This window comes from Embleya sp. NPDC020630, from assembly GCF_044334985.1.
Lineage (GTDB): Bacteria > Actinomycetota > Actinomycetes > Streptomycetales > Streptomycetaceae > Embleya.
This window is the reverse complement of the sequence record NZ_JBIRUB010000001.1, coordinates 977,166-1,000,252: the sequence shown is the minus strand read 5'-3', so window position 1 is coordinate 1,000,252 and position 23,087 is coordinate 977,166. Positions and strand designations below refer to the sequence as shown.

Genomic DNA, 23,087 nt, shown 5'->3' with positions numbered 1-23,087 from the left:
GGAATTACGAACTTCGCGAATGTGCGGCGCGAGTCAGCGGCGGCGGGGCGTGGGGCGCACGGGTGGGGTGCCGGGAGGGCGCGGCGGGCTCGGAGCCGGTGGGCCGGGCGCGGTGGTCACGGTGGTCGCCGAGGTCGCGCCGCTTTTGCGCGCGCCGGCCGGCGCGGGAAAGTCGGGTCCTCGGCGTACGCGGATACCGGCGTGCTGGAGGTGTTCGACGAGGTGTTCGGCCTGCTGCTGGTCCCAGTCGGCGCGGGTGTAGACGCAGTGGTCGGTGCGCGTGAGCCCGTGGTATTCGAGGTCGTTGACGGTTCCCCAGTGGGCCGTGTCGGTGACGTGGGCGGTGAGTTGGCCGCGTGCCTCCAGGTCCGTCCGACACCGACGACGACTTCGGTACCTCCCGCGACGGCGGACTGACGCAGCGCGGTGACGGCAGCCTGCTGCCGGGGCAGCAGGGTCGCCGCGATGGCTTCGACGGCGCGGTGGGGGTCTGCGGGGACGTGGAGCACGGCCGGGGCGTGGGGGTCGCGGGTCCAGTCGTGGTCGAGGTTGACGTGCGTGGGGGCCAGGCACGCGGCGAGGAAGATGTCGGGATCGGTCGGGTGCCGGACCAGCAGGATGTCGCCGTCGCGGCGCAGGCACAGGTTCAGCTTCTGGCCCGGGGTGGTGGCAAGGGCCTCGCGCATCTCGTCGGCGCCCCATAGCTCCTCCCCGAGTTCGATCATCGATGCGCGGTCCAGGTTGTATCCGCCGATGTGGAAGGGGATGGGGATCCGGTCTGCGGCGGCGGCGCCGATGGCCCGGAACCTCTTCGCAAGGTCGATGTCCTGGGCTGCGGCCTCCTCTTCGGGGGAGGCGAACCCGATGCGGCGGGGGCCGCTCATGACCTCACGGCTTTACCGCGTGGGCTCGCGGGATCGGCGGTATGGGCTGTTGAGAAGCCCTCGGCGCCGGTGAACTCGGCGGCTCTCCGGTGCATGCGGGCGTCGGTGTCGAAGAGGTCGAGCTCGAAGGGGTGCAGGAGGTGTTGGACGATGAAGGACCGGCCGGCGACCTTCCACAGGCCGCGGCCCTTGGTAAGGGCCGCGACCGCCTGCGTCTCCACGCCGGTCAGTCCCAAGAGCCCGGCAGCTGTGGCGAGTTGATCGGGTTCCTGGCGGTAGATGATGCGTGTGCTGCAGTCGGCGAGCAGGCCCTCGGCGAGGGCTCGTCCGCGGGATCCGGCGTCGCCGGCGCTCATCAGGTCGCTGAGGCGGTGGATCACCATGAGGTTCGCGATGCCGAGTCCGCGGGAGAGTTTCCACTGGGACTGCATGCGCTCAAGCAGCGGGACGTGGCGCATCACGCGCCAGGCTTCGTCGTAGATCACCCACCGTCGGCCGCCGTTGGGATCGGCGAGAGCCGATTCCATCCAGGCGGACGCACAGGTCATGGCCAGGACCAGGCCCGTGTCGTCGCCTCCCGCACCCAGGCGGGAGAGGTCGATGCTCAACATCGGCGCCCTGGCGTCGAATCGGACCGTCGACTCCGCGTCGAACATCCCGGCCAGGTCGCCCGCCACCAACCTTCGCAGCGCGTGGGCGAGGTCCCGGGCTGCGGCGCCGAGGTGGCCGGCGGGTTCGCCGAAGGCGGTGTCGAGGGCGGTGGGGTTGCCCATGATGTGGGCCACGTCGCCGAGGAGCGGGGGGCGATTCTCGTCGGCGGCGACGGCAACGGCGCGGTCGAGGGCGACGTCGAGGCCGGTGTGTTCCATCGGCAGCAGGTCGCGCCGCAGGACCGTGCGCGCCAACGAGCCGAGGAGAAGAAGGCGACGCTTGCGAATCTCCGTCGACCAGTCCCGTTCGTCGACCCCGTCCGGTCGGGCGGGTGCGTCCAGGGGGTTGAGCCTGCCGGGGAGACCGGGGCCCAGTGCGATCGTGTCCCCGCCCAGGGCGCGGCTGACGGTGGTCCACTCGCCCTTGGGGTCGCAGGGTACGTAGATGCGGTAGCCGTGGGCGATCGCCCGCACCGCCAAGGACTTGGCCAGCGCCGACTTGCCCATACCGATCACGCCGGCGAGCAACACGTTGGGATTGGTGAAGCCGTCGAGCTTCCCGTAAAGAGTGAACGGGTCGTAGGTGAAGGCGGCTTCGGCATGGACGTCGCGGCCGATATAGAGGCCGTTGGCGCCCAGGCCGCCCTCGGCGAGGAAGGGGTAGGCGCCACTGGCGATCGCGGTGGTCATGCGGTGCGCCGGGAGCCGAAGTCTGCCGCCGCGTGCCGAGGCAGGCCCGGGGCGTCCGGCGGACGGGTACAACGGCGCAACGTCGGGATCGACACCGGACGCGCCGCGTCGGCGGTCGCGGCGCCCGGCGAGGCGGGCCCGGCCCTGGGCGCGGTCGAGTTGGGCTCGGGCGGCCTTGCGTTCGGCACGCGGGGCTGCGGTGGGGGTGAACAGGGGGCTGGCGCTGGCGCGACGGAGGCTCACCTCTACTTCTCCTTCGTGTGGTGGGCCGGTCCCGGTGCGCTCTTGCGCAGGTCGGCGGGTGTGGCGTGGCGGCGGACTCGGGTCAGGGCCGCGATGTGGCGTTGGCACACGGTGAGTTCCGGTGCGCCTTCGGGGGTGCCGCGGCGGCAGACGTCGCGGTCGGGTGTGGCACCGTCGGTGTGGGGCGCGTGGTGGTAGGCGTGGTGGAGTTGTTCGGCGGCTTGCCACAGGTGGGTGCGGGCGGCCTTGAGGTGGTCGCCCTCGGCGTCGGCGATCGGCGTGGTGCGGGTGGTATGGGCGTCGATCAGGTGGTGCAGTGCGATCAAGTGGCCGTGCAGGTCGTCGAGTTCGTCGCGGGTGGCGGCGCCGGTGAGGCTCGGTAGGTCGATGGTGCGGTGGCAGTCGAGGGCGATCGCGGCGAACAGGAGGAAGTTCGAGTCCGGTGCGTGCGGCTGTTCCGGGATGCGGGGCATGGCGTCCGTCTTTCGCGGTGGGGTGGGTGACGGCGCGTCAGGCGGCGCGGGCGATCGGCAGGGCAGCGGTTGTGAACGCTTCGCTTTGTTGCCAGGTCAGGCGGCGCAGGTCGACCAAGGCCGCGACGGCGGCGGTTTCGATCTGTGCGCAGGCGGCGTCGAGGTCCTTGCCGGTCTCGGCGCTGACGGTGACCAGTCCGGTCAGGGCGACGTCGGCGTGGCCGGCGATGAGTTCGCGTTCGCGCTGCTTGATGTCGGCGTACTCGACGCTGTCGGATTCGCTGTCGACTTGGCCCTTGCGGATGCGTTCGTTGGCGTCGGCGATCACCGTTGCCTTGCGGCGCTGGACGTCGCGCAGCGCCGATTCCAGGCCCTGTGGGGTGTAGACGAGGGAGAGGGTGCGGCGGACTCCCGAGGTGAACAGCAGCTGGTGGAGGAATCCCGAGTGGGTTTCGGTGCGCGGCCAGTTCTCGATCCAGAACGTGGCGTGGTGGGCGGTGTCGGTGCGGATGCGATCCGCCTCCTCGACGACAACCACCGGTCCGGCCGCCGCCGGTTCGGCCTGGGCGCGGCCCTCGTCGGACCAGCGGTCCAGCGCGGTCAGGGACGCGGGGTCGTAGGCGGTGCGTACGACGGCGGCGATCTCCTGGGCGGTTAGCCATCCGTTCGGTACGACGCCCGCCGGTCGTGCGGCCTGGTCGAAGGTGGCGGTCAGCTGGGCGAGGACGGCAAAGGCGCCGGTGAGGCCACCTCCGGCCTGGTTGATCAGGCGACGGGCCGCGGTGAGGTCCAGCGCGATGGCCACGTACGCCTCGTGGGGTGCCGCCGCCGGGCCTGCGGCGGTGAGCAGGTCGGTGTAGATGTCAGCCGCGAAGGGCGCGTCCGGGTTGCCGTTCTCGGCCCAGTACCGCTGGAGGGCGTCACCGCTGGAGGGCACGGTGCGCTCCAGGACCTGGACCCTGGCAACCTGCCCGGTCCGCGCCATCGACGCCAGCACTCGGCCCCAGCCGTGCACGTTGTGGTTCTGCGTCGCCGGGTCCAGGAGAGCGAAGGCGCGTGAGGCGACGCGGACGACGGCGGTCAACGTGGCCGCATGCGGGTCGTGGACCGCTGCGAGTTCGCCGTTGGCGGCAGTGACCACACGCGCCGACGCGGCGGTCCCCGGCAGGTGCAGGACGCCGTCTCGGCGCGGCCGTGAGGCGGGGCGGGCGAGCCAGACGAGTTGGCCGCGGGCACGGCGGCGGGCGTAACGGCCGGCGATGGGCGCCCATTCGGCGAGGGATCGGCCTCGGTATCGGACGATCACGAGTGCGGCCAGTAGTCCCCATAGGGGGATCAGCTTGAGGGCTGCGAGCAGGCCGAGGGTGAGCATGGTGGCCAGGAGCAGGACCCCGATGGTGGCGGCGACGATGAGCTGGGGCCAGGCGAGGCCGAGGAGGACGCCGCGCCGGGAGCGGTGCGGAAAGCGCACGGTGGCAGGGATCTCTTCGGGAGTCATGGGTGGTTCCTTCGACGGATGGTCGGCGGGGCGGGTGCCGTGCCCGCCGCCCATGGGGATAGCGGCGGGCACGGCTGTCGGATGGCGTCCGTCAGTCGCCGGTGGGCGGCTCGTCCGGGTACACCCAGCGGTTCGGCGTCGCCGAACCCTGTGGGGACGGACCCGTGCTTCCGGCCCCGGGCGCGACACCCGGATCGATCGGCACGGGCGTCGCGGCCCGTCCACCTCGCGCTGCGGGCGAAGGAGTTGCCCCCGTAGCGCGCGGCGCGGAAGCCGGAGCCGGAGCCGCCGAGGAAGATCCGCCTTGAGGTGCGGACCTCAAGGGTGATCCCGGGCGAACCGAGGCGACGGCCGGTGCCGAACCTCCGCTCGGAGGTGGCGTCGATCCCGACTCGGGTGTCGCCGCGACGCCTACAACCTCTGTCGTCGGGCCGGACACACCGCCGGTTGGCGCGGGTGTGGATTCCGGTGCCGCAGCCGACCCGGAATCGGGGGTGGCCGGGGCGCTCGCCGAGGCGGACACACCACCGGTGGGGGCCGGTGCCGAGTCGGGGACCGCTGCGGAGTCGGACTCGGGCGCCTTGATCGAGGGGCCCGCTTCTCCCGCCCGGCGGATCAGGGGCTGGCCCTGGTCTCCGTCGGACTGTGGCCTCTTGATGAGTGGCTTGCCCTTGTCGCCCGGAGCGCTCGGGTCCTCGCCGAACTTGAACCGCGTAGGACCTCCCCCACCACCATTGCCTCCGCCAGAGGGGTTGATCCCCCCGATGACGCCGTCCTTGCCCATGCCGGGGAACTTCAACGGACCTTGCGGGGATCCATGCTTGGCGGCGGCGCCCATCGCCATGCCGCCCGCCTTCTGCGCAGCCGCCGCAGCGGTGGACAGCCCCGCAGAGCCACTGCGGTGCAGGTCATGGCCGTTGCCGCCCTCCCCGGCCCAGTGGATGAACTTGTACGTCACCATCGGGCAGCAGAGGACGATCGCCATCACGACGATCCCCGCCATCGCGTCGCTCAAGGCCGCGAGGCCGTCAGAGGTGTCCGACTTGCCTATGGCCGCGACGCCAAGGACGAAGACGATGGTCATCAGAAGCTTGCTCACGACGAGTGTCGCGGTGGCCTCGATCCAGCCGCGCCGCCAGCGGCGTGCGGCTTCCCAGCCGCCGCCGGCGCCCGCGAAGACGGCCAGCGAGACCATGATCAGGATGGACACCTTGCGGAAGACCATCACGCCCCAGTAGAGGAAGCACGCCACGGCGCACCCCAGGGCGACCAGCGCGGCGACGGCCCAGCCCAGCGGATACATCGAGCCGAAGCTGGACACCTGGACGATCCGGCGGATCGACGCCTCGATCGAGGTACCCGCGGCCTGGAACAATCCGGCGGACAAGGCGTCCACGACGGTCAGGGCGACGGAGGTGAAGGCGATCGCGCCGAATTGGAACATCACGCCGATGACGGTGCCGGTGACCGCCTGCGCCAGTGCGCGCTCATCCCGGCGGATCGCGGCCCGGATGAGCTGTGCGCAGAACGTCCCGACGATCATGACCAGGCCGATGGGCAACAACAGCGCGTAGTTGTCGCGGAACCACCCGGCGTTCAGATCGACGCCGGTGGTGTTGTCGACGGCGCGTGCGGCCAAGTCGGCTGCGCTGGCGGCGAGTTCGCCCATGCTCTTGGCCATCCACGCGCCGATGCCGTCCGTGATGGCCGCGCCGGTGCTGGAAACGATGCCCCCGACGGCGTCGCAGACCTTGTCGACCAGGGGCACATTGCAGACCCCCATGGGGTTTCCTCCTTTCTACGTGGATGGGTCAAGGTGCGATGTTCGGCGTGATGCCGACGAGTGCGCAGTCCTTGTCCGGACGGCACTGGACGGCGAGTGTCACCGTGCGCGGTTCCGCGCCGCCGCCCGAGCCGTTCCAGCGGATGGTCTGATTGCCGGTGACGGTCACCGCGTAGGCGTAGGCGTCGGTGATCCGGTCGGGCTCGGCATTGAGCGCGGCGGTGAACGAGGCCGGGATGTGGCCTTCCGCGACGTCGGCCGTGGCGTACTGGCCGCCGTCGCGCATCCGCGACCACAGAACCGGATCCGGAACCGCGCGGGCGACGGACTCCCCGTCGGCGTAGTCCCTCTCGCGGGTCAACCAGCCTTGCAGAGCGGCGAGATGCCCCGACTGCGTGTCGACGCGCGTGTCGTACGACCAGAGCTGCTTCGCGAACGCCTTGGCGAATACCACCGGGTCCGAGGTCCGCGAGGGACTCGCAATCGGGGACGCCGGAGCATCCGCGCCTCCGGCATTCCCAGGCACCGCCGCGGGGTGCTTCGACGACCCGGATCCGCGACGGGACGGCGCGTCGTCGGTGGTCGCCCAGGCCAGCAACGTGGTGGCCGCCATCAGGACGAGCAGCACGGTGCTGCCCAGCAGGATGCGGGTGCGCATGTCCAGGTTCGCGCCGAACGCGACCGGGTCCTTCGTACGGCCCTTCACTGGATCTTGGTGCCCATGGCCGAGAAGAACGCGACGATGCCGTTGGCCCCGCCGAGCAGCAACGCGGCGCCGCTGCAGATGAGGACGCCCTTCTTGCCGTTGGCCTCGGCCTGGTGGGAGCCGGAGTGGTTGCCCCAGGCCCACACGGCGCCCGACACGCACAGGGCGCCGACGATCGCGATGATCCCGAAGAGGTTGACCGAGGAGACGACGTCCTTCAGGACGGACAGGCCCGGCAACCCGCCCTCCTTCGGCTGGACACCGGGGTCGAAGGCGAGGTTCTGGGCCTTTTCGAGCAGCTTCATGAGAACTCCTGGCGCGGATGCGCAATCAGAGGGAGGAGCGCCGCGGCAGAGCGCCTGCGGCGAGAGGTCGCGCGGCACGTGCGGCTGCGCGGAAGGGCTGTGGCCGGATCAGCCGGTGACGATGCGGCGGGCCGCGAGGATCTGCGGCTTCCAAGCGGCGATGGTCGCGACCCGGGTCACGTCACCCGTCTTGGGCGCGTTGACGATCAACCCGCCGCCGATGACCATCCCCACGTGCTCGGGGACCGCCGCAGTACCGCGCGTGAACACGAGGTCGCCAGGGCGAAGGTCGGTGACGGCGACGGCCGTACCTTCGTTGACCTGGGTGTACGTGGTGCGGGTGAGCTGGATCCCGGCCGCCGCATACGCCCGCTGCATGAGCGAGCTGCAGTCACAGCGACCCATCGGATCCGGTCCGTGTGGATCCATACAGGTGCCGCCCCACTGGTAGGGCGTACCGAGCTGGCCCAGCGCCCACCGGATCGCCGTCTGCACGGCGGGCGGCGCGTCCGTGGGGATCGCGTAGCCGTCCGGCAGCGCCCCGGCGGGAATGGTGCCGAACCCCGATCCGTCACCGCCGGCACCGGACCCGGCCGTCGTCCTGCAGCCGGCCAAACCGGCTCGGGCAGGGGGCGGGGGCGGTGCAACCGGCGAAGAGGGCGTGGTCGAGGTGGGCGGAGTGGTCGCGGGCGGTGCGGGAGCGCCGGGCGTCGGCTGGTCGACGAAGGTCGGGCCGACGACGGGCGGTGCGGTGGGGTTCGTCGGCGGGGTTGCGTTCTGGGGCAGGACTCCTTCAATGGCCCTCTGGAGTGCTGTGGCCAGGGGTTCCCACTTGTCGTACGCGTCGGGGAACCCGGACTGCTGGACGGTCTGGGCGGCCTGACCCAGCGTCAGCTGCTCCCAGCCCCGGACCTTCTTGAGGGCCGTGTAGAACTTCGTACTCGAATAGACCGGATCCATGATCTGCTCGACCGAGCCCCAGCCCTGAGAAGGGCGTTGCTGGAACAGACCGACCGAATCCCGGTCCCCGTAAGGCAGGTTGATCAGCGTCGACTCCTGCATCGCCACGGCCAAGGCGATGGTCTGCCCACGGGCCGAGACCTTCAGGGCCTGTCCGGTCGCAACGATCGTCTGGGCGTTGGGGATCTGTTCGCGAGGGTTGAGCAACTGCGGGATGTACACGTTGCCGCTGAGCCCGGCCAGGATGCGTTTGACCTCCTCGGCGATCGCGGCCGAGTCGACCGCACCCTCTGTGGTGGTGGCGCACTTGGCGGACGCGGTGCCCGACAGCGCGATCACGATCGGGGTGATCATCACCAGCGGCGATAGGGCGATCGCTCCGACAACGAGGCCCGCCTTCTTCACGGACGACCCTCGCGCATCCGCCCGGGCCATGAGAGTCGCTGCACCGCAGGGGCTCCCGGCGGCCGTATCCCTTGTGATTCCATAACCCCTCGATTCATCGGCGAATGCACACCGCTGCTCGGTTTCCGATCGCAACGCGTACCCGACTCCGTCCGGACATCCGGTGTTGGTACACCGAGAATCCGATTCGCCCCACCTGGACACGGGGCATCGCATGCGACGTCAATCCAATCCGCACAATCGACGCCATGCCGCTCCACGGATTTCGCCTCACGGTCCAGGAGTTTCGGTGTCGGGTCTTCCCTTGGAGCACGACCGGAGACTAGACCCGAGCCGTGACGCCGCAAAATCGCGACGACTCACGGTTCCACGTGATTCGACGAGTGCGGACTGCGTGGCATCGTGCGGCATTACCAGGTGCCCCCGAGGCTACCCACCTGCAGATTCATTGCGGGCGGGGCTGCTCTCGGCCGCCGGTGGACGACGCTGCGGCAGAGTCCGCGGCGTCCCCGATGAATTCGAGAGTGCGATTTTGCGGCGTCACACATCGGGTCTAGTCTCCGTTTCCCATCGCCGGCGTGAATCGCTCATCAAGATCCCGGGATGATCTCCTCAGTATTCTGCGAAAGGCCGCACGCCTATGCCCTACACCTTGCATCGAGGGGATGCCTTGAGCGTCCTCTCGACGCTTCCGGACGATAGCGTGGACGCGCTCGTCACCGACCCGCCATACAACAGCGGCGGGCGCACCAGTTCGGACAGGACCACACGCAGTGCGCGCTCGAAATACACGTCCGAAAAGGGCGGGCTCCCGGATTTCGGCGACGAGAACAAGGACCAGCGCGGTTTCACCAGGTGGATGACCGAGATCCTGCGCGAGTCGTACCGGGCCACGGTTCCCACGGGTACCGCGATCGTGTTCATCGACTGGCGGCAGCTGCCGTCGCTCACGGACGCGATGCAGATGGCCGGGTGGACGTGGCGCGGCGTCGCCGCCTGGCACAAGCCGGCGTCCCGGCCGCAGAAGGGCCGCATCAAGCAGTCCTGCGAGTTCATCGTGTGGGGCAGCAAGGGAGGGGTCGACGCCGCCCGAAATCCGGTCTACCTGCCCGGTCTGTACACCGCGTCACAGCCGCGCAAGGACCGTAAGCACATCACGCAGAAACCCTTGAGCGTGATGCGCGAGTTGGTCACGCTCTGCCCGCCGGGCGGGACGGTCCTTGACCCGTTCGCGGGTTCGGGCACGACCGGAGTCGCGGCCCTGATGGAGGGGCGGCGCTTCATCGGCGTCGAGTACTCGCCGCAGTACGCGGACATCGCCGAGGCACGACTGGCCGGGACCGCCCAGTACGAACTCGCGGCATGACTCCGAGCGGCCGGGTCGACGCCCGGCCGAGGATCGACCCGGCCGCTCGGCCGGCCGCCCCCGCCTCCCGAGAAAGGGCATCTCCCCATGACCGGAACCGACTGCGAGCCCCTGCCTCCGGACCCGCGTCCTTCCGATCCCGACGCCGACGGACCCGAACGTGACACCACCTCGGTTGCGTCCGAGGACGTCGCGACGGAGGAACTGTGGGCCATCATCGACCGGCTGACCCGCGAACTCCTCGCGCAGCGCCAGGTACTGGACCATCTCACGGTCGCGAACGAGGACTTCGACGACGCCGCGCATGAACCGCCGAGCGCGGACGGCGCGAGGAACGAGTCAGCGTCGACGAACACGTCGATCTGCATCCTGGCATTCGATCCGCCGCAGTACGCCGCCGAGTTGGCCGCATTGCGCATGTGGGTCGAGGACCTACTGCTCCCCGTATACGGACGCGAGATCAGCACCAACCGGCCCTGGTGCTCGCAGTGGCAGGAGCACCCCGAGGCAGTGGTACGCCTGCACGGCTTGTGGCTGGCATTCCAGCAGCTCACCGACGCCGACGCCGGTCTCACCGGCCCGGCGACCTGGCACCGCGACTATCTCGACCCCACCCTCGCCCAACTGCGCGACCCGGCAGGACCGTTCGGCGCATGCACCACCAACGCGGCCCGCCCCAATCACCGGCTCCTGGCCGGCCCCGCCGCCGCACCTGTAGCCACCCTCGCACCCGCCCTCGTCGACCTGCCGTCGGCGGCCTGAACCTCGTCCGAGGAGTTCCGTGTACGACTTCGACCTGGAGGACTGGACCCCAGCCGACGACAGGGTGGCAAAGGCCATCGAGGACCTGTGGTTCCACGCACCCGACCTGCATCCGGTCGCCGCACAGATCGCGCCGGACGGCAACGAGCAGTTCCTGGCGCTCGGCGATCTGGCCACGCCCTGGAGCCCCGACGGCTACCCGTGGCTTCGCGTGGTGCACATCGCGCGGGACCCTTGGACGGCCACGGTCCACGTCGAACACGCACGCGCCGCCACCCTCGCCCTGGCCGAGGGCTGGCTTCTGGAGCGCGGTGCCGACCCCGATCGGCTGGTTCGTGATGCCGACCAACTCGCACCCGCCGACACCGTCACACGCGAGATCGAGCGCCGCACCCGCGACGCCGGCAACCGGCTCCGCCTCCTGGCGCACTCCGGCGCATACGACACCGACCAGGACGTCGAGACCTGGGTTCTCATGCACGATGACGCCCCCGTTCATGCCGAACTGCCCTTCGTGGTGCAAATCGAACGGATACTTCGCGAACCCTGGGCCTACGCAGTGCGCGAGGAATGCTTCCCCGACCGGGATACGGCAGAGCAATGGATCACCACCCGCGAAGGCTCCCGGTCACAGCCATCCGCCGCCGACTCGTCGGGCCGCACACAAGCGGCGGCCCACAGCCGCACCGCGACGCCGTCGTGCCCGGGGCCCACCGGACCGACCGTGGCCCATCTCGCGCAACGACCAGGCACTTCCCCGACGACCGGACCCGGTCGATGAGCGTCGTGCGGTGGGGCTTCAACGCCCTACCCGAAGCCATCGAGGACCTGGACCGCATGCCCCGCCACATCCGGGCCGACGCCCTGTCCCTGATCCACGACGTCATGCGCACCCACATCCGCGGCCCCCGGCTCGACAACCAGCAAACCCGCGAACTCGACGGCTGCCGCAAGCTCTACGTCGGCCCCGCCGCCGACTGGCGCGTGGTGTACATCGAAATGCCACAGCCCTCCGGCCCCCGCGACCACCGGGACATCGTCATCGTCGCGGCCGGCCCCCGCGCCGACCTGAGCGTCTACGAAACCGCAGCGGCCCGCCTGCGTACCTGCCGGCCCGGCGGCGACGGCACCCCTCAAGCGGCCCGCGCCCGCTCCGCCCACGCCGGCCCCTCACCCACCACGCCCGCCACGCGCATCCCCGCCGCCGCACCGTCATCGCGCACGGCATCGCGCCGCTGAGCCACCCGCACGAGGCCCCATGGACAACGAACTCCCCCCGCCCGTCCCGCTCATGGGAACCCGCGTCCTGGACGAACTCCTGGGCGCGGACGCTTTGCGCACCCTGCGGCATCGACGCCACGAGAATCCCGCTCAGGAAGAGCTGGCCTCGCTGATCGTCCAGCGCGCACTCAACCTCAACACCCGCGACCTCGTCTTCCGACAAGTCGCACACGCCGCCGCGAAGATCCTGGCGGCGGTGGGCACCACTGCCGAAACACCACCGGGAACCACATCGGGCGTGGCGACCGCACGGATCGAATTCCTGGCGGGAGAACGCGAACAGGCCCGCTACCACTTGGGCCTGCTCATCGGCGCCTATCGCGCCTGCACACCTCCGCTCCTTCCTCCGGAGCGCGAACAACGCAGGGCTCGCGAGGTCGGTCCCGAGCACCGCACGCTGTCGGTCGTGTCCAACCCGGCCGGTGACACCGCGAATCGAACGAGTCGGCCCCCCGTGCCAACGCCCACCGCGCAACCCCCGGAGGCCGGCCGCCGCCGGGTTCGCTGACACCGAACGTCCACTGCCGCCACCGCACCCGCCCCCAAGGACCGTCATGCCTACGATCGCTCCGCCGCGCGCCGACGAACGCACCGAACGTGCCGTGGCAATCCTCCATCCCCGTTGGTCGACCTGGGTCCTGCAGACCCTCGCGCACGCAGCCGACACACACCTGCGCGCGGGCGAAATCGCCCGCGCGCTGCCCTGGATCGCCGACGGAGGCGTCTCGCGGCGGCTGGGAATCCTCGCCCAAGACGGCCTCGTCGAAGCCGTCACCCGCCGAGGTAAGCCCGGCTACGCCCTCACCGCAGCCGGCCGGGCCCTCGAACCCGCACACGCGTCCCTCGCCGCCTGGTCGCAAAAGCACTTGCCACACAACAACCCCGTGCCCGCCGCAGAAGCCACCGAAGAAGCCCTCGCCGTACTGAGGAATCGACACACACTCCCGATCCTCCAGATCCTGCGTGATCGTGAGCTGGTCCGATTCAGTGAACTCAAGGAGGCAATCACCGGCATCCAAGACCCCCTCCTGGCCCAGCGACTCCACCAACTCCAGCACAACGGCGTCATCGCCCGCACCAACGGATGGCGCGGCCACTACGCGCTCACCGACCGCGCACGCGCCCTGGAACCGACCATCGGCGAACTGACCGTCTGGGCCCATCACCACGTCGCTTCCGCCGACGTTCCAGCCACCCGGACAGCGGCCAATCCCACCGCAGCCACAGTCCTCAGCGCGCCCTCGCGTGCTGCGGCCCGGACAGCGGCAACCGGCCGCAGCACAGTTCACGCCGCCACGTTCGCAGTGACCTTCTCCCACCCTGGCGACGCTCTGGGGCCCGGCGCGGCCACCCCGACCGCCGCCGGGCCACGGCACGGTGGGATACGCCGGTGACGCCCGAGGAACTCGACGCCCTCACCGCCCACGACGACCTCGAAGAGCTGTTCGTCTCGCCACGCCACCTGGCCGGGTCACGCGCCGACGGGGACGGTGCTATCCGGCCCTTGCTGAACGCAGGTTGGTCCCACCGGTACGACGAGCTCGGAAACGTGTACGTCGACTCGCCCTGCATGAGGGTGCGAGTGGCCTTCACGCCCGAAGGCGACGACATCGGACTGTGGCACGTCACCGCCGCCACTCTGCCGATGCACCTGCCCAAGTGGAAGATGGTCGCCGACGCACAGGTCCCGATCGAGGCCGTCGCGGGATTCACCACCGCCTTGGCCGCGAGCGTCACAGCCGAAGGTGACGAGTTCCTGGTCGCCCCGTTGGGCGCCACGCCGGGCTGGTATCCGCTCTCCGAGGCGGGTTGGCGGGAACGATTCATCGGCACTCGAGCCACCTTCGTCTCGCCCGAGGGCGCGGCCCAGCTGATCTGTAACCGCTCCCCCAGCTCCTACGCCGGGGAGATGTCGAGCGGTCCTCACGCCTGGGACCTGGTGATCGGGGACGGCCGGTATCGCGATCACGCCACGTTCACCAGCGACACCCCCGCGCACTTGATCGCCGCGTTCAGCACAGCCCTCGCCGATCCCGCTCCCGTCCCGCGCACCCGGCGCGAACTCCCGAAGGAGCACCTGCGCTACCTCACTGCGGCACTCGCCATCACCGCAGATGCAGGGCCCGAATCGGCGTGCGCAACCGCGGCGGCAAGCCGCAGCACCACCGGCGCCAAGGCGACACCCACCGTGCCCACGCTTCCGACCGGAGCGATCGTCGCGGCACCGCCTCGCTCGACAGCGAAGCGATAGCACGTGGCCGGTCCCGATTGCCGTCGCCGTATGGCCGTGCCACGTCGCACGGATCGAACCACATCGCCAGGGAGCGCAGTTGCACACGTACTCGGAGATCTCCGTAGTCCTGGAGGAGGACGTCCTTTGCGAAGCGTGGATCTCGCCCCCGTACCTGGCCGGGATGGGCGACAGTGACCATGCCTTCCGCGTCCTCGAAACGGATTTCGGGTGGACGTGGACCAAAGACCCCGGTCACACCGAGAGCGCCCACAGCCCGTGTGACCGCGCCAGGGTCACGCTCGCCAAGCGGGAAGACGACCCGGACGAGCAGTGGGACTGGACTATCCACGTCGACCCCGGTTTCGGTCCCGACGAAGCATGGCGAGCAGAGTTCGAGCATGAGACCCCGGTGGAAGTCGTTCGCGCAGCTGCCACGACCATCGCCCGCGACCTCGCAGGAGACGAACCCACCCGAACACCGACCGACATCGCCCTCACTGCGGTCGTGGACGGCGCAGGTTGGCCCATCCGCCTGTACGGCCACACTGCGGTGGGCACGATGGCTCCGGACGGCCTTCTGGCCATCACCCGCTCGTACCCCTCATCCGGACCGCGCGCCGACGACTGGACGTGGCATCTTCGCGCCGGCGAGGTCGACGACATCGTCTGGGCCGGACGCTTGTCCGCGTCGATGCCCCACCACGTGGTCACCGCCGTGGTGGACGCCCTCACCGACCCTCAACCCGTCCTGCGCGAGGCCCGCTGGCTCCCCAATTCTTCGCTCCACCTGATCAGAGTGCGCCCTTCCCACTGGGTGCCCACCGCAGCAATGAACACCGCAGCCGTGCCGCCGGCCTGCGGAACACACGTTCCGGTGGGCCTCACTCCGGATCAACTTGTTCTCGCCGCCTGGCACCACGCGAACAACCCACCGACCACCTCGTCCGCTCCGCCCCGATGACCAACCGCGCCGGTCACCAACGGAATTGACGCGATGCGCAGGACCACGGCCACTGGCGCGCCGAACCGCCGCCGCGCTCCATCACCACCCTGAAGGTCCCGACCATGGCACCCGACCCCTCCGCCGACCGTGGTGGCATCCACGTGATACCTCGACCCGGCACCCACCTCGCAGTCACGGCCCTTGGCACAACGCCACGGGAGGTGATGAACAACCTTCCGCCTGACAGCCCACACCTGGTGATCGTCAAGCTCGTCCAACGAGCCGCGACCCATCTCGACGGCCTCGATGACGAGTTCCGCCACCACGCCCAGTGGCTGGCCACCGACCTCATGCACGCCGCCGACTGCTCCCACCGCCTGCTGAACCCATCCGGAGTGGTGCAGATGGCAGGGCAAAGGATCGACCTCCTTGCCACCCTCATCAAGGACGCCGACACCCACCTCCAGGCACTCCTGGACGCTTACACCGACCTCGGCCCCGCACCCGCCCACGCGCCAGTCCGGCCCACCCCCGCCCACACCACCAGCACCGAGGCCGCGCAGACGCGCGCCGCAGCAACCCGCCGAAGCCCCACACCCCAAGATCACGTCCGCCCCACCGAGACCGCGCCCGTGACCAGCAGCCCGGCATCGCACGGCATCACATCGCGAGCACGCCGCTGACCCCACAACCCCCATCGGGCCTGGGAGCACCGTGTTCATCCCCGGGCGATAGAACACCGATCATCGCGACCTGAAGTAAGACACCCTCGCGGACGAAGGCTGAGCCATACGCCCGACCCCGCCCGGTGAACGAGTTCATGCCCGCCTGCCCCTCACCCCGGCACCGCTCACGCGTGGCCGCGGCGCAGCGAGCCGCACCACAACACCGGCCCGACCGTCCACGCCGCCACAAGGCCCGGTAACGCCCCACGCCCTTCGGGCCGTCGGCAACTCTGCGCGGCCATAACGCCGTTGACACGACGTCGCCGCATCCGATGCCCAGCAACACGCTGCCCCGGCCCGGGTTGCTTTCCCGGCCGGGGCAGTTCCATTTCCGAATGGATCCTGTCAATCAACCTGTTCGCCCACGGCAGACGCACACGACTGGATACCACCCGCCAACCGATGCCAACGTACGGACGTCGGTGAATCCACCGGCAACTCCGCAGGTCAGCGAAGGATTCCAGATGTTCGACAATGGCTCCCACCACTCCCCCAGCAACCCTGCCGAGGCGACCTCCAGCGGTCTGTACACGGACGCTTCGCCCCTTTCGATGTCCCCCAGAGCTGAGCGGATGTGGCTCACCGACCCTGGTGACGCGCACCCCGTACTCGACATGCTGCGTGGCGCTGGCTGGGGCATCGCTTCGGACTCGTCGGCCAACGTCTACACGTCCTCGCCCGACAATTGCGCGTTCATCCGGTTCACCCCCGAACACCCCGGCGGACGACGCGGACCGCTGTGGGAGGTCACGGTCGACGACCATCGGGGCTACGACTGGACCCAGACGTTCGACAGCAGCACACCGAACGAACTGGTCCACGCGTTCGTCACAACCCTGCTCACTGCGCAGCGGGCCACCGAGTCCGTCTGATCCGACCGGCAGTCGACCAGACCCGATGTCGAAGGGCCCGCCTGTGCACCTGACTCTCCTTCCCCCGCCAGCTCGCCAAGTCCCAGCAGTGACCGCCCACTCGGCTTCCGTCCACATGGAGGGGGATCGCTGGATAAAGGGGGCGGGCACTCCCTATCCCGTGCTCGACCTCCTGGTCGCGAACGGCTGGTCGATCGTTCTCGACCACCGTGCCGACGTACACGCCGCCTCCCCCGACGGCCGCGTCTACATCGGCTATCTCCCGGAAGCCCCGGACACCCGGCTCGGCGACCTGTGGCACATCACGGTCGAGGGCACCCCGGACAGGCCCGGCTGGGAACAGGTCTTCGACGCGGCCGTGCCGGCCGAGGTCATCGCCGGCTTCGTCGCCGCCCTCTTGGCGGCACACGATCGACCCGACGAATTCTGAGGTCCTTCTCGCAGCACGCCGGAAACCGGGCCGCCTCCCGCTATCCCCGAAGGGACCCCGCACTGCTGACACCCCACGAGTACGCCCTGATCCGCGCCCGCGTCATCGGCGGCAGCGGGGGCCCGTGGTCGGTCCGGACCGAAACTCGCGGCCGGCACGCCATCGTTCGCCTCTTCGACCGCCGTGAGCGCATCGTCGCGACCACCGTCGCGTGCTTTCACGACGAGTCCGACACGCTGGAACGGGCGGAGAACGATCTCCTGTTCATCGCCCACGCCCACGAATGGACCACGAGCCTGCTCGCCGACATCGTCCAGCTGACGGAGCAACTGCGCGTGGTGGAACACGCGACCGCAGCCCGCCGAGGTCTCACCTGACGTCCCCATCCCCCTGACTACGCGCGAGACCAGCCGCACACGCGAACAGCGTGCGCGGCTCTCGTCGATTTGTACGGAACGGGGATCCCCGTGCGAGCAAGACAAGCTCCCGTGAGTGCACGTCCGGTGAAGCATCGTTCACTCGCTGATGGCCTACGACTGTCCTGAGGTCTGTCAACATGATCTCCGGTACCCGGACGTAGGGAGTGGTGTCGGTGGATGTGGTGCGGGAGTCGGCGGGTGCCGGGGGGGGTGGTGTTCTGGGAGGAGTCGGCCCGGGACGGCGCACAGGCGAAGACGCTGATGACAGCGGACTTCCGGGTGCGTTTAGCGCATGAGACGGGCCGCGTGTTCGGTTCGGACGGGCCCCGGCACGTGGTGTTCGCGGCCGGTTTCCCCGCCGTGTGCGGGGACGAGTTCGAAGCCGTGCGGCAGGTTGCGGTGGAAGCCGAAGGCGCGGTGAGCGTGGCGGCCGTGTGCCGTGGGGCGCAGCGGGACCTGGAGCAGGCGGTGGCGTCCGTGAGGGGCAGCCGTCACGCCCGGGTGATGGTGGTGGTGCCCGCGTCGGAGGCGATGGCGCAGGTGATGGTCCATCGCACCGCGGCGGAGGCGCTTCAGGCCGGCGTCGATCTCGTGAAGCGGGCCCGCGATCTGGACGAGGCGGTCGCGGTGGACGTGTGCCTGGCGGACGCCTCCCGTGCCGACCACGCCCTGATGGCGCACCACGCGCAGGCGATGACCGGCGCGGGGGCGGGTCTGGTCGTCCTGGCGGACACGGTGGGCGCCCAACTGCCCTCCGACTGCCGGGAGATGTTCCGGCGGGTGCGTGCGGAAGCAGGCCGTGACGTCGTGTTGGCCTCGCACCTGCACAACGATCTCGGACTGGGTCTGGCCAACACCCTGGAGGCGTTGGCCGCAGGGGTGCGGGTGGTGTCCTCCTCGTGGCTGGGCATCGCCGAGCGGGCCGGCATCGTCGCCACCGAACAATTGCTCTTCCTGCTCGCCCGGCACGCCGACGAACTGCTCGGACCCGACACCACGCCCTGGTGGACCCCGCCCGATCTGACCCGACTCCCGGTCATCGCACGGACGGTGGCCGAGGAGACCGGTGTCCCGCTGACCGTGACCACACCGATCGTCGGAACCGGGGTGGGGTCCATCTCCACTGGCACGCCCTTCGTCCACCCTGAACTATTCCAGCCGTACGACCCCCGGGAAGTGCTGGGCATCGCCCCGCGCGTGGTCCTCACCCACCTGGCCAGTGCCCGGGTCGTCACCGCCGTGGCCACCCGCCTCGGCCACACCCTCGACCGCGAACAGACCCACGCCGCGATGACGTGGGTCAAGGAACGCGCCTACCGCACCGGCCGAGCCGTGATCGAGGACGACGCCTTCGCCGACTACCTCGCCAGCCTCACCCACCACCACGACGGAGGCACACCGTGAGCCCCGACCTCGCCGCACAGCGGGCAACGACCGGCATGGACGACGTCCGACGAGCCCTGCGCGCAGGCACGGCCGTGGTGCTGCCGAACCCCCCTCCCCTGACCCACGTCGTCACCGCCACCACGCCCCACAGCGTCAACGAGGCCAAGACACGACCCCCGGGCCAGCCCGTCGCCCTCTGGGCCCATCACGCCGAGACCCTCCAGGCCATCACCGCCTGCGCCGAACTCGCCCCCGCACACCTCGCCCTGGCCGCCCGACTACTGGCCGAGGAACACCTCACCCTGCTGCTGCCCCTCCGCGCCGGGGCCGATCGACCCGCCTGGCTCACGCCCGCCTGCAAGAACGACCGGGTACTGCTCTTCGGCACCCGCTGGCAACCACTCGCACCGCTCCTGGACGAACACCCCGTGCTGTACGTGAGCAGCGCCAACCGCACCGGCCACCCACCCGCCGCCACACACGACGAAGCACTGGCCATGTTCCCCGCCACCGTCCCCGTCCTGCGCCCGCCCCACCCCGCCACCGGCGACGACGACCCGGCGAACGCCCCCGCCCTCCGCGCGACGACCACCGTGGCCCTCCACCCCGACGGCCGCCTGACCCTCCACCGCCACGGCGCCCAGGACCGGCCCTACCCGAACCCGGACGACTACCTCACCCACCTGCACGAACGCTACGCGCCCCCACTCCCCTGAAGCAGACCGTCTCCGGGCTGTGACTGCCGGGGTGGACAGACCCCCAAGGCGAGCAGGGCGCTGCCACCGGTGCGGTTACGGACCATCTCGCTCCAGATGCCGCCGGCGAACTCCCTGGACAGGGATGTTCTCTCCCGCAGATCACCGAGGGCCCGATCTCGGCGGTGATCCGATGCACGGGCCTCGGCGAACCCAGGGAGCGATCCCTGCGGGCACCCCCGCCCCGGCAAGAGGCAAAGCGCAAGGCGCCTCCCTCTATCGACTAGAAGTACGTTCCGCGCAAGGTTCCGTCGAATCCCATGGACATAACCGCCTCTTCGAAAGAGGACCAGTACCGATCAGGAGGTCCGACGCCCAGCTCGTCGAACGCCTCCGTGGTCAGCTCGCGTTCGTGCCACTGGTAGGCACATCTACATCGGATCCACACGTTGCCGCGGTGGAGGATAACCAGCCAGTCACGGCGTGCGGAGCAGGAAGGGCAGCGGATCGGGATTCCTCGGGCGCGCAGTTCATCCGAGTGTTCGGTGCACCGTACGAGGTCGTCGTGATCGTAGGTACGGGGGTCGGGCATGGGGTTGAGGTTGAGCGGCACTTCCGGATCGGGCTCGGGCTCGTGATCGGGTCGCTGCAAGGCGGGCCTCTCCGTAGGGAAGGAACACCATGGACTTCGAAGCGGACGAAGTCCATGGTGTTCAGGATCACTTCCGGGAGGCTCCTTTGCAGGTCACCGACGGTTTGTGTGCCGTGGGGCGTCGAACTGGGTGGGGGTCGCTGCGGGTGCCGGGGCAAGTTTCGGCGAGGTTGAGGCGCGCTTGGTGACGCGTCGAGAAGTGGGTGCGGGGAGTTGGGCGATGTGGCGCAGTCGCCAGACAAGGACGTCGGCGGTGTTGTCGGCGCTGTTGAGTTCGCGCATGGCTGCCGCTTCGGCGAGGAGTGCCTGCGGGTCGTATCCGGCGCGTTCGACCTGGTCCAGAGTGGCAGTCAGCGCGTTCCATAGAGAGTCCTCGGCCGGGCCGATGACTTGGTCCGGCAGGACGGTGGCGATCGTGTCTCGGTGACGGTCGCGCTCAGGAGCCGGCAGGGACCGTCCCGCATCGTGCAACGCCCGCATCGGTGGTGCGGCAGCGTTGCGGTAGGCGGCGCGCAGGTGTCGAGCGCTGGCTTGTGCGGCTGCGGCCTGTTGGGCATGGCCGTGGGCGGTGTGCCAGCGTGCGGCGGCCACAGCGACCAGGACGAGGGTGCACAGGACGGCGGCCGTGGCCGCGCCGTCCTCGCCACGGCCCAAAGCTCCCCCGGCGTAGACGATTTCGCGGGCGACAGAGCGCAGCGCGCGTTGGTCGGCACGTCCCGCGCGAATGTGAGATCGACTGGCACGTTCGAATTCACGTGCGGCAGCTCGTAGTTCGGCGCGGACGTCGGCGGAAGCGGTCTGGGAAAGCGCATCGAGGACTTCACCGACCCCAATCAGGCCGGCGGCCGTGCCTGCGTCGTCCTCCGCGTCGAAGACGGCAGCGGCACGGTCGAGGGCGTCGGTCGCCCGGTCTCGCGCTTGCGCCGGCCGCAAGCGCGTGGGTTGCGCGCGTCCGCTCCTGTGGGGCCGCTCTTGTGTGGTCCCGGTGGTGATCCACATGTCTTCAGGGTCATGGTCGAGACGGCGTCGGATGGCGGGCAAGGACAGGTCGGGCGCGAGTTTGGAACCGGCGTACCAGATCGGTTGGCCCTGGGCGTTGTGATCGCCGGGCAACGCAACGGTGTAACCGATGATGTCGCCGGAGGGTGCGCGGCGTTGATTCACCCGGACACCTTCGCCGCGCAGGCGGGTGAAGAATTCACTCTCGTCGGCGGCGCCGGCGAGGGAGCGGCGGACGGCTTCGCGGAGGAGTTCGCGTGGGGTGGATTCTAGGCCGCGGCGTGCGGCCTTGTGGCGTTCGGCGCTGGTGGGGCGCCTGGCTGCGGTGCCGTCGCCTGCGGCGAGTTCGCGCAGGCCCAGGTCCTTTTCGATGCGGCGGGCTTCGGCTTGGGCGCGTGGGGCGTCGAAGTCGAGGTCCGGTCGGTGGCCGTCTTCGCGGACGAGGTTGGCGATGATGTGGATGTGGTCGTCGGCGTGGCGTACCGCGACCCATCGGCATCCGGCGTCGTCGCCTTCGGGGTCGATGCCGGTGGCGGCGACGATGCGGCGGGCGATGTCGCCCCATTCCTGGTCGGTCAGGATGCGGTCGGTGGCTGCGGCGCGCACGGAGCAGTGCCAGACGTGTGCGTTGGGTCGTTCGTCCTTGGGCAGGGCGAGCAGCGGGTGGTCGAGGACGCGTTCGAGGGGTTTGAGGGAGTCGCTGGGGTCGCGTCCGGGGTCGGGTGCCATGCCGTCGAAGGACGCGACGATGTGCGGGTCGACGTGTTCCTCGGCCTTTCCCGGGCCGTAGAGGTAGGCGAGCAAGCCGATCGTGCGGGGTCCGCGTTTGTGAATGCGTGGGATCACCCGGCGGCGTCGCGGTGGTCGAGGAGGCGGTCGGTGGCCGCGTCCAGGCGGGTGACCGCGTTCATCACGGCGGTCAGGACGGTCGCGGCATGGGGAGCCTCGGCGCCGGAGTTGAGGAGCTTGGCGATCTGGTTCAGGTTGTTGCCGACCTGGGCGAGGTGGCGGCGGGCGGCGAAGAGTTCGGTGACCAACTCGCGTTCACCGGCCACTGCGGCGGCCGTGGTGTTCAAGTCGCGGGCTGCGGCGAGGGCGGCGTGGGCGAGGAAGCCGGCGGGCGTCATGCCGCAGGCGGCTGCGGCTGCGGAAATCAGCGCGAGTTCGTCGTCGTCGAGGCGGGTGCTCTTTTGGTGGGGACGTTTGTGCTGGGGCGCTTTGTGCGGGCGATGGCGCACGCGCGGCTTGAGTTGGGCGGCGTGTGCGCAATCGGTGTCGTGGCACAGGTGTTGGTCGTTCCCGGTCTGCGGTCCGCCCTCGGTCGCAGTCCCCTCCTCCGGCGCCCCCTGGTGCCGGAGGAGGCCCGCCACCCTTGGGGCGGGGCCTCCCGAAGCAATGCTCCCGGCGGGTGCATTGCTTTGGGGATAACTTGCTCCGGCAACGTCGGGAAGCTTTTGACCTGCGGAAATGCTGTCCCCGGGTATGCCTTCGCGCGGGCTCATGCGGTTTCCTCGAGGGCGGTGCGACGGGCGGCAAGCTGCATGGCCGCAACGAAGATGCCTGCCTCTTCCGGGGAGTGCAGGACATCGGGGTAATCCGCCTCGGTACGGCGCACGATCCAACAGCCGTCGGGGCCGTGAGCGGCATCGTGGATCACGTCGAACGCGAGCAGGGCGAGCAACCACGCGTCGATCTCTGCGCGGGTGATCGGAAGGTCGTGCACGGGC

The 23,087-nt window shown here is 69.9% G+C and carries 24 protein-coding genes; 13 read left to right on the top strand and 11 right to left on the bottom strand.

The window, feature by feature from the left end; genetic code table 11:
• Positions 1-116: 116 nt before the first annotated feature.
• The 8 genes from ACH4XV_RS04060 to ACH4XV_RS04025 form a co-directional block, all read right to left on the bottom strand.
• Positions 117-884, bottom strand: coding sequence for a hypothetical protein (locus ACH4XV_RS04060; protein ID WP_395786695.1), 768 nt, complete (start codon positions 882-884; stop codon positions 117-119).
• Positions 881-2,467, bottom strand: coding sequence for an ATP-binding protein (locus tag ACH4XV_RS04055; RefSeq protein WP_379997420.1), 1,587 nt, complete (start codon positions 2,465-2,467; stop codon positions 881-883). The genes ACH4XV_RS04060 and ACH4XV_RS04055 overlap by 4 nt, the downstream gene beginning before the upstream one ends.
• Positions 2,468-2,469: 2 nt before the next feature.
• Positions 2,470-2,940, bottom strand: coding sequence for a DUF6238 family protein (locus ACH4XV_RS04050; protein WP_379997422.1), 471 nt, complete (start codon positions 2,938-2,940; stop codon positions 2,470-2,472).
• A gap of 37 nt (positions 2,941-2,977) precedes the next feature.
• Entirely contained in the window at positions 2,978-4,438 is a 1,461-nt protein-coding gene (locus tag ACH4XV_RS04045; RefSeq protein ID WP_395786694.1) for an SCO6880 family protein, read from the bottom strand.
• Positions 4,439-4,529: 91 nt separating this feature from the next.
• Positions 4,530-6,221 (bottom strand): ATP-binding protein, encoded by a 1,692-nt coding sequence (locus tag ACH4XV_RS04040; RefSeq protein WP_395786693.1) that lies wholly within the window; start codon positions 6,219-6,221, stop codon positions 4,530-4,532.
• Positions 6,222-6,249: 28 nt separating this feature from the next.
• Entirely contained in the window at positions 6,250-6,927 is a 678-nt protein-coding gene (locus tag ACH4XV_RS04035; RefSeq protein ID WP_395786692.1) for a hypothetical protein, read from the bottom strand.
• Complete coding sequence (locus ACH4XV_RS04030) at positions 6,924-7,232, bottom strand: DUF6112 family protein (protein WP_379997430.1); 309 nt, start codon at positions 7,230-7,232, stop codon at positions 6,924-6,926. Before ACH4XV_RS04030 ends, ACH4XV_RS04035 begins: the two co-directional genes overlap by 4 nt.
• A gap of 108 nt (positions 7,233-7,340) precedes the next feature.
• Complete coding sequence (locus ACH4XV_RS04025; RefSeq protein ID WP_379998659.1) at positions 7,341-8,546, bottom strand: C40 family peptidase; 1,206 nt, start codon at positions 8,544-8,546, stop codon at positions 7,341-7,343.
• 691 nt (positions 8,547-9,237) lie between these two features.
• Here ACH4XV_RS04025 and ACH4XV_RS04020 point away from each other — a divergent pair.
• From ACH4XV_RS04020 to ACH4XV_RS03960, 13 genes are all read left to right on the top strand, one after another.
• On the top strand, positions 9,238-9,963 hold the full coding sequence (locus tag ACH4XV_RS04020; RefSeq protein WP_395786691.1) for a DNA-methyltransferase: 726 nt from the start codon (positions 9,238-9,240) through the stop codon (positions 9,961-9,963).
• Between the two features lie 87 nt (positions 9,964-10,050).
• On the top strand, positions 10,051-10,725 hold the full coding sequence (locus tag ACH4XV_RS04015) for a DUF4913 domain-containing protein (protein ID WP_395786690.1): 675 nt from the start codon (positions 10,051-10,053) through the stop codon (positions 10,723-10,725).
• Between the two features lie 19 nt (positions 10,726-10,744).
• Positions 10,745-11,506, top strand: coding sequence for a hypothetical protein (locus tag ACH4XV_RS04010; RefSeq protein WP_395786689.1), 762 nt, complete (start codon positions 10,745-10,747; stop codon positions 11,504-11,506).
• The gene (locus ACH4XV_RS04005) at positions 11,503-11,964 is read left to right on the top strand and encodes a type II toxin-antitoxin system RelE/ParE family toxin (RefSeq protein ID WP_395786688.1); all 462 of its coding nucleotides are present in this window, start codon (positions 11,503-11,505) and stop codon (positions 11,962-11,964) included. Before ACH4XV_RS04010 ends, ACH4XV_RS04005 begins: the two co-directional genes overlap by 4 nt.
• A 19-nt stretch (positions 11,965-11,983) precedes the next feature.
• The gene (locus tag ACH4XV_RS04000) at positions 11,984-12,514 is read left to right on the top strand and encodes a hypothetical protein (protein ID WP_395786687.1); all 531 of its coding nucleotides are present in this window, start codon (positions 11,984-11,986) and stop codon (positions 12,512-12,514) included.
• A gap of 46 nt (positions 12,515-12,560) precedes the next feature.
• Positions 12,561-13,400: a winged helix-turn-helix transcriptional regulator gene (locus tag ACH4XV_RS03995; RefSeq protein ID WP_379997442.1), complete on the top strand. Its 840-nt coding sequence runs from the start codon at positions 12,561-12,563 to the stop codon at positions 13,398-13,400.
• Positions 13,397-14,257, top strand: coding sequence for a DUF317 domain-containing protein (locus ACH4XV_RS03990; RefSeq protein ID WP_379997444.1), 861 nt, complete (start codon positions 13,397-13,399; stop codon positions 14,255-14,257). The genes ACH4XV_RS03995 and ACH4XV_RS03990 overlap by 4 nt, the downstream gene beginning before the upstream one ends.
• Before the next feature lie 79 nt (positions 14,258-14,336).
• Positions 14,337-15,200 carry a DUF317 domain-containing protein gene (locus ACH4XV_RS03985; RefSeq protein WP_395786686.1) on the top strand — a complete coding sequence of 288 codons (864 nt, stop codon included), beginning with the start codon at positions 14,337-14,339 and terminating at the stop codon, positions 15,198-15,200.
• Between the two features lie 239 nt (positions 15,201-15,439).
• The gene (locus ACH4XV_RS03980) at positions 15,440-15,865 is read left to right on the top strand and encodes a hypothetical protein (RefSeq protein ID WP_379997448.1); all 426 of its coding nucleotides are present in this window, start codon (positions 15,440-15,442) and stop codon (positions 15,863-15,865) included.
• Between the two features lie 506 nt (positions 15,866-16,371).
• Entirely contained in the window at positions 16,372-16,779 is a 408-nt protein-coding gene (locus ACH4XV_RS03975; RefSeq protein ID WP_379997450.1) for a DUF317 domain-containing protein, read from the top strand.
• A gap of 88 nt (positions 16,780-16,867) precedes the next feature.
• The gene (locus ACH4XV_RS03970) at positions 16,868-17,209 is read left to right on the top strand and encodes a DUF317 domain-containing protein (protein ID WP_379997452.1); all 342 of its coding nucleotides are present in this window, start codon (positions 16,868-16,870) and stop codon (positions 17,207-17,209) included.
• Positions 17,210-17,826: 617 nt separating this feature from the next.
• Complete coding sequence (locus tag ACH4XV_RS03965; protein WP_395786685.1) at positions 17,827-19,032, top strand: 2-isopropylmalate synthase; 1,206 nt, start codon at positions 17,827-17,829, stop codon at positions 19,030-19,032.
• A complete protein-coding gene (locus ACH4XV_RS03960) occupies positions 19,029-19,730 on the top strand; it encodes a Sua5/YciO/YrdC/YwlC family protein (protein ID WP_379997458.1) in 702 nt (233 codons plus the stop codon). The genes ACH4XV_RS03965 and ACH4XV_RS03960 overlap by 4 nt, the downstream gene beginning before the upstream one ends.
• 724 nt (positions 19,731-20,454) lie before the next feature.
• Here ACH4XV_RS03960 and ACH4XV_RS03955 read toward each other — a convergent pair.
• The 3 genes from ACH4XV_RS03955 to ACH4XV_RS03945 form a co-directional block, all read right to left on the bottom strand.
• Complete coding sequence (locus ACH4XV_RS03955; RefSeq protein WP_395786684.1) at positions 20,455-22,206, bottom strand: relaxase/mobilization nuclease domain-containing protein; 1,752 nt, start codon at positions 22,204-22,206, stop codon at positions 20,455-20,457.
• Complete coding sequence (locus tag ACH4XV_RS03950) at positions 22,203-22,730, bottom strand: plasmid mobilization protein (protein WP_379997462.1); 528 nt, start codon at positions 22,728-22,730, stop codon at positions 22,203-22,205. The genes ACH4XV_RS03955 and ACH4XV_RS03950 overlap by 4 nt, the downstream gene beginning before the upstream one ends.
• A 128-nt stretch (positions 22,731-22,858) precedes the next feature.
• On the bottom strand, positions 22,859-23,083 hold the full coding sequence (locus ACH4XV_RS03945; protein WP_379997464.1) for a hypothetical protein: 225 nt from the start codon (positions 23,081-23,083) through the stop codon (positions 22,859-22,861).
• Positions 23,084-23,087 lie beyond the last annotated feature (4 nt).